Below are 12663 nucleotides of genomic sequence, written 5' to 3'. Positions count from 1 at the left end.
GGTAGGCTTACCGCTTTAGCACGTTTTTTACCGCTTTCTGGGCGGCCAGATCAGGGTTGGTTCTGTGCGCTCACTCTCCATCTCGGCAGAGGGTTTTAGGCGCAGGGTTTCACGCTCACGGCTAAAGTCTGGCCTGTAGGGCAGTTGGTTGGCATCTGGCACACGGTCTTGCCAGGGCTCTTCCCACTGTCGCTCCTGCCTGTCAGAGGCTGCGGGGGTTTCTTTTGCGTGCCATGGCATGCGGCGCTCTGTAAAATTGCTCCGCTCTGGCGGTATGTGGGGCACGGGCGGGGCTTCCTGCCTTGCCTCATACGCGTCAGACACGCGGGGGGCACGCAGGGGCGTTAGCACCTTAGGTGCCGGTTTGGCCTGCGGCTCAGGCGGGCGAATTTCTTCTACCACGGCCCGCGCTGCGGGTTCGTCTTCTGCCCGGTCAAACATATCCCGCGAAAGGCGGCCCGTTTCTACACCCTGTGCAGAGGCCAAACGCATGGAAATAGCCCGCACATCGGCGTGCAGTTCTTGTATTTCCAGCTCAAGCTCAGCCAAGCGGCCTTTAACGCCAAATACGGCAAAGGGCATCATAAGAAAGCCCAAGCCAAAAACAATGACAACAGCCATAAGCAAAAGCTGTGCCCAAAGTGGCATCCATTCAGGAAAAGACACTGACATCATATATGAACTGACCTCTGCGTCATCAAACGGCCGGAGTGCGGGCTGTAAAGGCCACCCACACTCTGGCCTACCCTGTTACATACCAAGTGCGCGGCGGTAGATATCAAGCAAGGTTTCCTGCTCTTCAATCTCGGCGGGTTCTTGTTTGCGTAGGCGAATAATCTGTTTGATCACCTTCACTTCAAAACCAGCAGATTTTGCTTCTGTAAAAATGTCTTTAATGTCGCCTGCCAGCGCTTTGCGCTCTTCTTCCAAACGCTCAACGCGTTCAATAATGCTCCGCAGACGGTCTGCCGCAATGCCCCCCACGGCGGCATCATCATTCCCGGAAAAACCTTCGTTATCCATCCGTCTGTTTCCTTACCTTCTTGTCATGCCAGACCGTATTACCCATTAGGCACACACGGGCTGGCCCTAAACCTTTTCCAAGCGGCGGGCTTATCGTGCGCGGGCCGTGCGGTCAATTACCTTGACAGCTACAAGCCTTGCAGACAAACCCTCTGACCAACCAGTGCCCCAGCTTTGGTTGGCTTATGATAGCCTAGCATATCATGCCGTCCAAACGTGTGGGACCAGAGCTTAGCCCCTACTTTTGAGGGAAAAAAACCATGGCGCACATTAATCAGATTGATCCGTTTGACTTTGTTATTTTTGGCGCCACGGGCGATCTGACCATGCGTAAGCTGCTGCCTGCCTTTTTGCGCCGCTTTCACGCGCAGGAATTTACAGAAGAAGCCCGCCTGGTTTGCGTAGCGCGTACAGCCCTTACCCCGGAAAAATTTCGCCAGCAGACGCGCAACGCCCTAAAAGAATTTGCAGCCGAAACCGCCAAGGACACAGCGCTCCTTGATCGTTTTTTAGAGCTCATTACCTATATTCCGCTCGACGCCCTCGCCCCAGATGGCGACTGGGGGCCACTGCAAGCTGAACTCAATGAGCCAAGCCGCACGCGGGTTTACTACCTTGCCACTGCCCCGGCCCTGTATGGCCCTATTTGTGCAGCCCTGTCGCGCTCAGCGCTTATTACCCCCCAAACCCGTGTCGTGCTGGAAAAACCCATTGGTGTTGACCTAAAAAGTGCCACGGAAATTAATGACGGGGTTGGCCAGTTTTTCCCTGAAGATGCCATTTACCGCATTGACCACTACTTGGGGAAAGAAGGCGTACAAAACCTTTTGGCCCTGCGTTTTGCCAACCCAATACTGGAAAAACTCTGGTCGTCTGATGCCATTGCCCATGTAGAGATTACGGCAGCAGAAACCGTGGGTGTTGGCACGCGCGGCTCTTACTATGATGAATCGGGCGCACTGCGTGACATGGTGCAAAACCACCTGCTGCAAGTGCTGTGCATGTTGGCCATGGATGCTCCGGCCTCTCTCAGCGGTGACGACCTGCGTAACGAAAAACTAAAAGTGCTTAATGCCCTGCGCCCCATGACCCCAGACATGGTGCGCCAAAACGTTATACGTGGCCAATACAGCGCAGGCCGCATAGATGACCAAAAAGTGGGTAGCTACACAGACGACCTAGGCCGAGACCGCGCCTCTAACACAGAAACCTTTGTGGCTATTCGTACCAAAATTCGCACTGCACGGTGGGGTAACACGCCTTTCTACCTGCGTACCGGCAAACGTATGGCGGCCAAAAGCACAGAAATTGTGCTGCAATTTCGCCCGCAGGTTTGGTCTATTTTCAGCAACACGCCCTCACCGGGCCGTTTGGTTATTCGCATTGCTCCAGAAGAAGGGTTATCTTTGGTGCTAGCCGCCAAAGACCCCGGCGTAGGTGGCTTTCGTGTGCGCAATGCCGACCTGAGCATGTCTAACCGCCAACAGTTTAAAGTGACCTACCACGATTCTTACGAACGGCTTTTACTTGATGCCGTGCGTGGTAACCCGGCCCTGTTTATTCGCCGCGATGAAGTTGAAGCCTCTTGGCGGTGGATAGAACCCATTCTAACCTCTTGGCGTGAGGCGCAGTCTCCGCTTGAACCTTACCCAGCCGGAAGCTGGGGCCCGGCCTCTACCCGCGCGCTTTTGGCCCGTGATGGCGCACTCTGGCACGAAGATATGCTGACATGAGCAAAAAAACCATTTTAACCACCCCTCGCGGCCCGTTTAAAAAACGTACCCTACGCCAGCATATTCTGCGCAGGCTTGCACTGGTGCTGCCCATTTCTTTGCTGGTTATTGTGCTGGCCAAAAGTGGCGTGCTGGACACAATGGCAGACCGCTACACCTTTAAGCCAGAAAGCTGGTTTGAAGACACGGCACTGGTACGCCACCTGCGCGTTTTGGTGACCCATAACGGCATGAGCCACGACCGCCCCGACTGCCTGCTTTTTGTGGTTAATGGCAACGATGCCCCAACCGCCACTCGTATTGACGTTATGCAAAAGCACTCCGGCACCTGCCCCGGCCCCAAAGACGAGCTGCCAAAGCTGTTTACGCTACGCATAGACCGGCTCAATAAAGTTATTATGAGCGACCAAGGCTCTCCGGGCACGTTTCACCCCATTCCCTAAACGCGCAGCTTTGAAACTTTAACTCGTTTTAAGCGTGTTCAAACAGTTTGCGTAAGGCCCTGCCCCCTAGGCGCAGGGCCTTTTTGCCATAGGGCATACACGCATAAAAATTAAGGAAGCCGTGTAATGCGCCGGGGTAGCACTGGTAGCGCACTGGCACCCCTGCTTTTTTAAGAGCGTGCGCGTAAGCCGCCCCTTCATCTCGCATGGGGTCACACTCTGCGGTTATTATAACCGCAGGAGGTAAGCCGCTTAAATCTGGCTGGTGGCCGGGTACAAAACGCGGGGCTGTCCAGTCTTGGGGGTGGGCTATGTATTGCTCTCCGTACCACTGCATGGACGCACGAGAGAGAAAATACCCCTCCGCATAAAAACTATGAGACGCAAACTCCTGTGCTCCATACAGCGATGGATAATATAAAAGCTGCATGGCAGGCAGGGGCGCTTTGCCCGCTTTGGCATCTTGCGCCACAACAGCCGCCAAATTACCGCCTGCACTATCTCCGGCTACAGCAACTTTGCCACCCCATAACCGCTGGCAGCAGGCTGTAAGCCACTTGTAAGCCGCCAAAGCATCATCTGCCGCAGCAGGAAAAGGGTGCTCCGGGGCTAACCGGTAATCTGGCAACAACACAGCCGCCCCAGAAATACGGGCCAGGCGGCAACATATACCGTGGTGAGAGTTTAAGCCACAATGCACAAACCCGCCGCCATGCAAAAACAAAACCGCCCCCCTAATACGCCCACGGGGCAAATAAAGGCGGGCCTGCATAGGCCCTGCGGCACCGGGTATGTGGCGTGTTAAAACCTTACGCACCTGCAACGCTGAAAATGCTATGGGAAAAGACGGTTTATCCATTGCTATACGTAGCGCTTTTAAAAAATCAGCCTGCGCTACAGCACGTGCGGGAGCCGTGCGGGGTGGTTCTGGAATTAAGGGGCCTTCATCAGCTCCTCTACCCTGCTTTGCCCCTTGTATTGTTGCCGCCCTTTTGCGCCTGTGGGCAGAGAGCTTGGCTAACCATGCCAGTAAGAGGCGAGAAGCCACATTGGGCCGCACTGGGTCTGGGCGCATAGGGGTGGGGCTTGGCACGGCACCTAAAAATGCACCAGCTTTGGCGTTACCTTCCAACAGCGCGCCCTCCCTTCTCGTATAGGCTCTTTAGCCTTGCAGAGTGCCTACCCACACGCACCATGCAAGAGTTTTTCTTGCAAAGCAGCCGTATAGAGCCTTGACCTGCTGCCACTCTCGACGCAGGGTGCCACCGCCAGACGGTTGGACGGTCGCTGCCTTGCTTTGCAAGGGAGAGGAAAGTCCGGGCTCCACGGAAGAACGGTGCCGGTTAATGACCGGCGAGGGCGACCTTAGGGAAAGTGCCACAGAAAACAAACCGCCTTCCGGGTACCACTCATGGGCAACCATGGGACGGAATACTGAAGGTAAGGGTGAAACGGTGCGGTAAGAGCGCACCGCTCGGCTGGTAACAGCGGAGGCATGGTAAACCCCACCGGGAGCAAAACCAAATAGGAGCGGCAGAAACCCTTAACGGGGTTTCAGGGGTCTTTCGCCCCGCTGCTCGGGTTGGTTGCACGAGGTTTGCCGCAAGGCAAACCCTAGATGAATGACCGTCCAGGCCCTTTATTGGGCTGGACAGAACCCGGCTTATAGACCGTCTGGCCCTTCTCTCTTTTCCGCCTTCTTTTCGCCTTTTACCCCATGGGATTTCATGGCCCGTTCTGGGTATACTCCGTCAAAAAGAGAACAAAATAAGAACAAATAATGTTTATCTCTTGTTGATCTATTCAGTATTCACCCCCAAAGCCACCCCACCTATTCTAAAAGAATACTTTAGAAATCGCTGTTTTCTGCTGTTTTTTCTGTTGTTTTGGTTTGCTTCCCATAAAATCCCATGCTATCCCAAAGCACACCATACATGTGGTGTGGCGGCATCGTTCCCCGTTGTTCTGCGAACGCAAGAGGCTGACTCGGAAGGAAAACGTGTCTCGTGGGAGTGTTTCTCGGCACGCATGAAAACCGATTCGATGCCAAGGGGCGCATCTCGGTTCCGGCCGGGTTCCGCACAGTATTGAAGGCACTACAAACAGAAGGTGATGCACTGGTGATTCTTCGGCCCTCACACACACTGCCCTGTGTTGAAGCGTGGCCGTCTGCCGTGTTTGCTCACCTCACCCAGCCGCTCGACCGGCTAGACATGTTCTCTGATGAACATGACGACCTTGCCGCAGCCCTCTACGCAGATGCCTACCCCATAGACCCCGACCGCGAAGGCCGCATTATTCTGCCAGATTTTTTGCGGGAGCATGCGGGCCTAACAGACAGCGCAACTGCCGCCTTTATGGGCGTAGGCCGCACCTTTCAAATTTGGGAACCAAAAGCAGCCGAGCAGCGCCGTGCCGAGGCCCGCTTACGCTCACGCCGTATTAGCCTGCCAACCAGCCAGAGTGGGGGGGCACAATGAGCACGCTCTCTCCCGCCGTAGAGGCCCCACACCTGTCTGGCCACATGCCGGTTATGCTGGCCGAGGTTATGGCCGAGCTTGCCCCCAAAAAGGGTGAGGCCATTCTGGACTGCACTTTTGGCGGCGGTGGCTACACCACAGCAATTTTAAATAAAGCAGACTGCACGGTTTGGGCGATCGACCGCGACCCAGACGCCATTGCCCGTGGCAAAGCCCTGGCTGCTACATTTGAGGCTGCCAGCGGCAAGCTCCGCCTGCACATGCTGCACGGTGGTTTTGGCAGCATGCAAGACCTAACCGAGCAGGCCCAAGCCCCCGCTTTTGATGGCATTGTGCTTGACCTTGGCGTGTCTTCTTTCCAACTCGATGAAGCCGAGCGTGGTTTTTCTTTCAAGAACGATGGCCCGCTTGATATGCGCATGGCCCAAAGCGGCCCAACGGCGGCAGATATCGTTAACAAAGCCCCAGAAGCAGAGCTGGCTGATATTTTCCATTATTACGGAGAAGAGCGCCACGCCCGCCGCGTGGCCCGCGCTATTGTAACCGACCGCGTTGAAACCCCATTTACCAGCACGCTGCAACTGGCAGGGCTTATCCGCCGGGTTATTCCGGCAGACCGCTCCGGCATTGATTCAGCCACCCGCTCCTTCCAAGGCTTGCGCATTGCGGTCAATGATGAGCTGGGTGAAATTGAACGCGGGCTGGAGCAAGCGCTAACCCTACTGGCCCCCGGTGGGCGGTTGGTTGTTGTCTCGTTCCATTCTCTAGAAGACCGTATTGCCAAGCGTCTTTTTGCCAAGGCTACCGGCAAGGCAGACAGTTTTTCCCGCTACGACCCGCGCGCTGCCATGTCTCGTGGCACAGAAAGCCCATTTGTAGCGCTTACCAACAAACCCGTACGCCCCGGCGAGGCCGAATGCCACGCCAACCCGCGCGCCCGTAGTGCGCGGCTGCGTGCGGTTGCCAAACGCACTTTACCTGTTTCTTCCTTCGACAAAGGACTGAACCCATGATTCCACGGCCCTTTACCTGCTGCTGCGCTGTTCTGGCCATTTCGTCTGGGTTCTTTCTGTATACCAAAAAGCACCAGACCACCTTGCTGGATCAGCAGATTTCTAAAATCGTGGCTGATACAGAGCGCGTGCGGTCTCAAACTGCTATGCTCCGCACGGAATGGGCACTGGAAAACCAGCCAGAACGCCTAACCCGCCTAGCTGAGCAGCACCTAAGCGGCCTGCGCCCTATGGAGCCAAGCCAGTTTGTGCGTATGGCAGACCTAGACAAGCACCTGCCCGCTATTAGCCACGACAGTGTTGATGCCGCTCACGCGGCCGTTGCCTTGGTGGCAAACGTAACCCCTGCCCCCCATGTGGCAACCAAGCCTGCTGTTACCACCGTAGCTGACACCCGCCCGGCTGCGCCAGAACCCGCACGCCCGGCCCCACGCAGCTTTACCACACAAGACAGCCAGCCCCACGCAGCAACACTGGTGGCAGAGGCTGCCCCGGCAAAACCCAAACTGCCAGTACGTGCTGTTGTGCGGCATGACACAACACTTGCAAGCCTAAGCGATACAGACAGCCTGCCCGCCCCACGCCCACAGGCCGTGGCACACCATGCAGTACAATTAGCCTCTGAAACACCGCGCCCTGCCGTAGCCGTTACCCCAGCACCCCGGCCTGTACCTGTAGCGGTTGCCAGCGTAACGCCAGCCCTTGCTACCCCGGCACCACGCCGCGTGGCCCCGGTAGCGGTAGCACACACAACCCCTTACACCCCACGCCCCGCCATAACCGCCGAGGCAGAAACCGAGCAGCCCGTACGCCACCCTCTACCAGTGAGTGTGGCAAGCTGGCATGCCACCCGTACCCGCCACGCAGCCCCTACCAATACAGGATATGTTGAAGCGCGGGCCAATTCCTCCTATGGCAGTGGCTCGCTGCTGGGGCGTGGTGATGATGCACTGCCGCCCCCCGTACCCATGACCAACTAACTATTCTGTATTTAGCCTGAAAGTGTTTACACCCCGAAATGGCCCTACCGCCGCAAGATCATGACCCCTCTCTCCCCTCTGGGCGCACAGTGCGCGTAACGGGGGATGATCTTCGCGCTCGGGCTCATAGGGATACAATGCATGCAAGGCTGTTAGGGGTAGCAGCCCTTTTTTCTGCCTTGTTTACTGTGGTTGCGGTTAGGCTTTCTATTGCCACCGTGTTTAACCCCATGGAGCCTGAAAAACGGCAAATTGCGCCGCAGGTACCAGAAATTCCTAAAATAGACCCCAAAGGCAGGTTGGCAGGAGACTTCTCGCTGCCCCAAGTGCACCGTGCCTCTATTGTAGACCGTAACGGCCAAACACTGGCACTGTCTTTGCCCGTAGCCCAAGTATATGCCAACCCGCAGGAGCTTATAGACCCGCAGGATGTCGCTAAAAAACTCAAAAATATTCTGAAAGACCTAGACGAAACCGAAACGGTACGCAGGCTCTCCCTGCCCAAGCAGTTTGTTTATATTGCGCGCAATATTTCGCCCCAGCAGGAGCTGGCAATAAACAGCCTTGGTATTCCCGGCATTTATTTTGAACCCGGAGAGCGCCGCCACTACCCCCTAGGCCACATGGCCGCCCAAATTATGGGTGCGGTTGATATTGACGACCACGGCGTAGCTGGCGTTGAGCGGTATTTTGATAAACGCCTGATGTCTGACCGCAAACCGCTGCGCCTGTCGCTTGATGTACGCGTGCAGTCTGTTGTGCGTGACGAATTGTTCAATGCCATGACCACCTTTCAGGCTATTGGCGCCTGCGCCATTGTTATGGACGTGCGCACTGGCGAAATTATTGCCATGGTCAGCCTGCCAGACTACGACGCCAACGAATTTGCCCACGCCACAAACGACGCCCGCTTTAACCGCGCGGTCACTGGCCTATACGAGCCGGGGTCAACTTTTAAGCTGCAAACCGCAGCTATGGGGCTAGAAACCGGCACCGTACATATTTGGGATCGGTTTTCGTCTATTCCCATTCATGTTGGGCGCTTCAAAATTTCGGACATGAAAAGCGACCATTTTAGCGAGTGGCTGTCTTTGCCAGAAGTTATGGCGTTTTCGTCCAACCCGGCGGCAGCACATATTGCGCTTGATGTCGGGGCTAAAAAGCAGTCTGAGTGGATGCGCTCTATGGGCTTTTTTGCACCCGTACCTGTAGAGCTACCAGAAGCAGCCCGCCCCTTGGTGCCACACCAATGGAGCCTTTCTACCACCATGACCGTAGGCTTTGGCCACGGTATGGCAGAACCCCCATTGGCCATTGTGCGCGGCACGGCTGCCACCGTTAATGGCGGTATTTTGGTAAAACCCACCTTGCTTGAGCGTGAAGATGCGCCATCGGCCTTAGCGGGCAACGCCGTTACTCCAGCGGGCACCCCCGCGGCTACCGCCGGGCAAACGCTCCAGCAAGACATTCAAAACACAGCGTTTGAGCAAGCAGCAGCACAAGCCACAAAAGCGCCCCTTAGCCAAACCTCATCAGACAGCAGCGAAGACCCCCTCCCCAACCCAGAAGGGCCACGGGTACTGTCTGAAAAAAACTCCTCTTTGCTGCGTCGGCTTTTGCGGCTCGACGTTACCAGCGGCACGGGTAAAACTGCTGAATCTCCGGGGTATTTTGTGGGCGGCAAAACCGGCACGGCAGAAAAAATTGGCCCCCATGGCGGCTACCTAAAACACGTTAATATTTCAGCCTTTACCGGTATTTTCCCCATGAACGCACCGCGCTATGCGGTTTATGTCATGCTCGACAGCCCCAAGCCCACACCACAAACACACGGTTGGACAACCGCAGGTTGGAACGCGGCCCCTACTGTGTCCAAAGTTATTTCGCGCATTGGGCCAATGCTGCAAATCTTCCCCGACACAGCACATGCAGAGCAAATTGATGCCAGCATGGCCCTGCCCATGCACCCTGCCGTGCCGCGTGGCGTGCGCCCCCTTGGCCCCGGCAACGACCCCGGAGACCCCCGTAAAGCTGAAGCCGCCCACAAAGCAGAAAAAGCCGCTGAAAAACGCATGCTGGCCGAACAGAAAAAACACGCCCACGAGGTGATGGACGAATGAGCCAGCCCCTCAGCGCGCTGTGCCGCGCCGTTAACCCCACACTTACACCCACGCTCTGCACTCAAGCAGAGTATGCGCGGCCCATTCAGGCCATTACGGCAGATAGCCGCGCCGTTACAGGCGGCACCCTGTTTGCAGCCTTACCCGGCGTAAAAAGTGATGGCCGCACCTTTATAGCCAACGCCGTAGCCCAAGGGGCCGCCGCCATACTAGCCCCCATTGGCACAGAATGGCCCCAAGGCGTACCGCCCCGCCCTCTGGTACTGGTAGAAAACCCACGCCATGCACTGGCGCTTATGGCAACAGCTCTAGCTGGCCCACAACCAGAGCAGCTTGTGGCCATTACCGGCACTAACGGTAAAACCAGCACGGCAGATTTTGTGCGCCAGCTTTGGGCACTCCAGGGGCAAAAAGCCGCAGCCATTGGTACGTTAGGCTTAACGGGTACCAACCTGCCGCCTGTCAGCATGCCACCCCTTACCACGCCAGACCCGGTGGCCCTTGCCACAGGCTTGGCTACCCTTGCGCAAGCTGGTGTGCAGCATGTTGCGCTCGAGGCCTCCTCCCACGGGTTAGAACAAAACCGGCTAGATGGCCTGCACTTGTGTGCGGCAGGTTTTACCAACCTCACGCGAGACCACCTAGACTACCACGGCACCATAGAAGCCTACCGGCAAGCCAAACTGCGCCTGTTTGCAGACCTGCTGCCCCCCGGCAAACTTGCCGCCGCCAATGCCGATATGGACGCAACAACCCTAAACGCCCTGCGCAGCATTGCAGCACGCCGTAACCAGCACCTGCGCACGGTAGGCGAAAATGGGGAGAGTATTCGCCTACTGGCCCAACGTGCCCTACCGGCCGGGCAAGAATTAGAACTAGACCTTGGTGGCCAACGCCATACCGTAACGCTGGCATTGCCCGGCCGCTACCAAGTAGATAACGCCCTACTGGCCGCAGCCCTTGCCACCCCGGTTGATGCAAACTTGGCAGATATACTCGCCTTTTTACCCGCCCTTAAAGGTGTGCGGGGCCGTATGGAGCAAGCCGTTGTGCTGCCCAACGGGGCCAGCGCGTATGTTGATTACGCCCACACGCCAGATGCACTGGCGCGGCTTTTAGCCTCTCTACGCCCCCATGCGTTGGGCCGTTTGGTGGTAGTATTTGGCGCAGGCGGAGACCGCGATAAAGGCAAGCGCCCCCTTATGGCCCAAGAAGCCGCCAAAGGGGCCGATATCGTTATTATTACAGACGACAACCCCCGCACAGAAAACCCTGCCACCATACGGGCAGAGGTAAAAGCCGGTGCACCCAATGCGCTAGAAATAGCAGACCGCCACACCGCCATTGCCGAAGCCCTAACCCTACTTGGCCCGCACGATGTGCTGGTGGTTGCCGGTAAAGGGCACGAGCAAGGGCAAATTATTGGCACAGAAGTGCACCCATTTGATGATGTAAGCGTTTTGCGCACACTGGCAGGTAAAGCATGACCGCACTCTGGACACGCGCAGAACTTGAAGCCGCAACTGGCGGCCATTTTCTAGGGGCTTGCACGCCAGAAGTTACGGGTATTTCCATAGATACCCGAACCCTCACCCCCGGAGACCTGTTTATTGCCCTACAAGGCGATAACAGCGACGGCCATACACATATTGCCACAGCACTTGGCAAAGGGGCTGCCGCCGTTTTGGTGCACAACACAACCGGCCAAACAGACCCACGCCTTTTGGTGGTGCAAGACACATTGCACGGTTTGCAGGCTTTAGCGGCTGCTGCCCGCACCCGCTTTAGCGGCAAAGTTGTGGCCATTACCGGTAGCGTGGGTAAAACCACCACCAAAGAAATGCTGCGTGTAGCCCTTTCTGCCCTTGGGCCAACCCACGCGGCAGAGGCATCATACAACAACCATTGGGGTGTGCCGCTAACCCTTGCGCGGTTGCCACAAAACGCTGCCTTTTGCATTAGCGAAATAGGCATGAACCACCCCGGCGAAATTCTGCCCCTTGCCCGCATGGTCAAGCCTGATGTGGCTGTTATTAGCACCATTGCCTCGGCTCATTTGGGGCATATGGGCAGCCTCGATGCCATTGCGCAGGAAAAAGCGACCCTTATTGCAGCCCTGCCCGCAGGCGGCATTGCCATTGTACCAGACGATGCACACGGCCAGCCTTTTTTTGAAAGTGCCGCCCAAACCGCGCACGCAACCCTGTGGCAGAGTGGCTTGCAGGCCAACAGCTTTGCCCGCCTGAGCGCGTTAAATACACAACCCAATGGCTCCACTTTTACCGCCCATATAGGCGCACAAAACGTTGCTGTTACGCTTAACGCCCCCGGTGCCCACCTTGCCCGCAACGCCTTAAACGCCTTAGCCGTAGTCGCCGCCTTTGGGGCCGACCTGCCACGCGCGGCCGCGGCCCTTGCCACCTTTGTGCCGGGTAAAGGTCGTGGTGCCCTTACCACCATAGCAGGTGGGGCTATTACTTTGCTGGACGAGAGCTATAACGCCTCTGCCACGTCTATTCGTGCAACGCTTGATGTTTTGCGCCTTGTGCCCGCCCAGCGCCACATTGCCGTATTAGGTGACATACGCGAATTGGGCGAATTTGCCATTTCCGAACATGCGGCCCTAGCACCTGCTGCGGCCACATGTGCTGACCTTGTTTTTTGCTGCGGACCCCACATGAAATCGCTTTTTGATGCCCTGCCCCACGCCAAACAGGGCGCATGGGCAGATAGCTCTGCCTCCCTTGCCCCTCTTGTTTGCGCAGCCTTGCGTAAGGGAGATGCCGTTTTGGTAAAAGGCAGTTTGGGTAGCCGTATGCGTACCATTATTGAGGCTCTTACCGGCCTGAACACCGTGGAGCCAGCCTGAGC

Annotated in this window: 11 protein-coding genes and 1 other RNA gene; 9 read left to right on the top strand and 3 right to left on the bottom strand. The window is 56.6% G+C overall.

The genetic code is table 11. The features are described 5' to 3' along the window. Positions 1–27: 27 nt before the first annotated feature. Positions 28–675: a hypothetical protein gene (locus tag Abor_RS06160; protein WP_048840964.1), complete on the bottom strand. Its 648-nt coding sequence runs from the start codon at positions 673–675 to the stop codon at positions 28–30. 75 nt (positions 676–750) lie between these two features. Continuing rightward, the gene (locus Abor_RS06155) at positions 751–1023 is read right to left on the bottom strand and encodes a DUF2312 domain-containing protein (RefSeq protein WP_048840963.1); all 273 of its coding nucleotides are present in this window, start codon (positions 1021–1023) and stop codon (positions 751–753) included. Between the two features lie 260 nt (positions 1024–1283). Here Abor_RS06155 and zwf point away from each other — a divergent pair, with 260 nt between their 5' ends. Together zwf and Abor_RS06145 are read left to right on the top strand one after the other, a co-directional pair. Then, positions 1284–2756, top strand: coding sequence for a glucose-6-phosphate dehydrogenase (gene zwf / locus Abor_RS06150; protein ID WP_048840962.1), 1473 nt, complete (start codon positions 1284–1286; stop codon positions 2754–2756). Beyond that, positions 2753–3199: a hypothetical protein gene (locus Abor_RS06145; protein WP_048840961.1), complete on the top strand. Its 447-nt coding sequence runs from the start codon at positions 2753–2755 to the stop codon at positions 3197–3199. Before zwf ends, Abor_RS06145 begins: the two co-directional genes overlap by 4 nt. A gap of 28 nt (positions 3200–3227) precedes the next feature. Here the strand turns inward: Abor_RS06145 and Abor_RS06140 are convergent, their stop codons facing one another. Further along, positions 3228–4331 (bottom strand): alpha/beta hydrolase, encoded by a 1104-nt coding sequence (locus tag Abor_RS06140; RefSeq protein ID WP_244877872.1) that lies wholly within the window; start codon positions 4329–4331, stop codon positions 3228–3230. Between the two features lie 136 nt (positions 4332–4467). On the opposite strand from Abor_RS06140, the gene rnpB reads away from it, so the two are divergent. The 7 genes from rnpB to Abor_RS06105 all read left to right on the top strand — a co-directional run bounded on the left by rnpB (position 4468) and on the right by Abor_RS06105 (position 12661). Then, positions 4468–4881, top strand: an RNA gene (gene rnpB, locus Abor_RS06135) — RNase P RNA component class A. A gap of 324 nt (positions 4882–5205) precedes the next feature. Beyond that, positions 5206–5679, top strand: a complete 474-nt coding sequence (mraZ, locus tag Abor_RS06130; protein WP_048840960.1) for a division/cell wall cluster transcriptional repressor MraZ — start codon at positions 5206–5208, stop codon at positions 5677–5679. Next, positions 5676–6692, top strand: a complete 1017-nt coding sequence (rsmH, locus tag Abor_RS06125) for a 16S rRNA (cytosine(1402)-N(4))-methyltransferase RsmH (protein WP_048840959.1) — start codon at positions 5676–5678, stop codon at positions 6690–6692. The genes mraZ and rsmH overlap by 4 nt, the downstream gene beginning before the upstream one ends. Continuing rightward, a complete protein-coding gene (ftsL, locus tag Abor_RS06120; protein ID WP_048840958.1) occupies positions 6689–7672 on the top strand; it encodes a cell division protein FtsL in 984 nt (327 codons plus the stop codon). Before rsmH ends, ftsL begins: the two co-directional genes overlap by 4 nt. A gap of 38 nt (positions 7673–7710) precedes the next feature. Continuing rightward, on the top strand, positions 7711–9792 hold the full coding sequence (locus tag Abor_RS06115) for a peptidoglycan D,D-transpeptidase FtsI family protein (RefSeq protein ID WP_048840957.1): 2082 nt from the start codon (positions 7711–7713) through the stop codon (positions 9790–9792). Then, positions 9789–11279 (top strand): UDP-N-acetylmuramoyl-L-alanyl-D-glutamate--2,6-diaminopimelate ligase, encoded by a 1491-nt coding sequence (locus Abor_RS06110; protein ID WP_048840956.1) that lies wholly within the window; start codon positions 9789–9791, stop codon positions 11277–11279. Before Abor_RS06115 ends, Abor_RS06110 begins: the two co-directional genes overlap by 4 nt. Beyond that, positions 11276–12661 carry a UDP-N-acetylmuramoyl-tripeptide--D-alanyl-D-alanine ligase gene (locus Abor_RS06105; protein ID WP_048840955.1) on the top strand — a complete coding sequence of 462 codons (1386 nt, stop codon included), beginning with the start codon at positions 11276–11278 and terminating at the stop codon, positions 12659–12661. Before Abor_RS06110 ends, Abor_RS06105 begins: the two co-directional genes overlap by 4 nt. Positions 12662–12663: the final 2 nt, after the last annotated feature.

This window comes from Acetobacter orientalis (assembly GCF_000963965.1).
In the GTDB taxonomy this organism is placed as follows: Bacteria; Pseudomonadota; Alphaproteobacteria; order Acetobacterales; family Acetobacteraceae; genus Acetobacter; species Acetobacter orientalis.
Note: the sequence above shows the minus strand (reverse complement) of the source record. Positions and strands in the feature narration are given on the sequence as shown.

What these genes read in the sequence shown, in the direction of transcription:
- Abor_RS06160 (WP_048840964.1), bottom strand. Translation starts at nt 675, where the DNA reads ATGATGTCAGTGTCTTTTCCTGAATGGATGCCACTTTGGGCACAGCTT.
- Abor_RS06155 (WP_048840963.1), bottom strand. Translation starts at nt 1,023, where the DNA reads ATGGATAACGAAGGTTTTTCCGGGAATGATGATGCCGCCGTGGGGGGC.
- zwf (WP_048840962.1), top strand. Translation starts at nt 1,284, where the DNA reads ATGGCGCACATTAATCAGATTGATCCGTTTGACTTTGTTATTTTTGGC.
- Abor_RS06145 (WP_048840961.1), top strand. Translation starts at nt 2,753, where the DNA reads ATGAGCAAAAAAACCATTTTAACCACCCCTCGCGGCCCGTTTAAAAAA.
- rsmH (WP_048840959.1), top strand. Translation starts at nt 5,676, where the DNA reads ATGAGCACGCTCTCTCCCGCCGTAGAGGCCCCACACCTGTCTGGCCAC.
- ftsL (WP_048840958.1), top strand. Translation starts at nt 6,689, where the DNA reads ATGATTCCACGGCCCTTTACCTGCTGCTGCGCTGTTCTGGCCATTTCG.
- Abor_RS06115 (WP_048840957.1), top strand. Translation starts at nt 7,711, where the DNA reads ATGGCCCTACCGCCGCAAGATCATGACCCCTCTCTCCCCTCTGGGCGC.
- Abor_RS06110 (WP_048840956.1), top strand. Translation starts at nt 9,789, where the DNA reads ATGAGCCAGCCCCTCAGCGCGCTGTGCCGCGCCGTTAACCCCACACTT.
- Abor_RS06105 (WP_048840955.1), top strand. Translation starts at nt 11,276, where the DNA reads ATGACCGCACTCTGGACACGCGCAGAACTTGAAGCCGCAACTGGCGGC.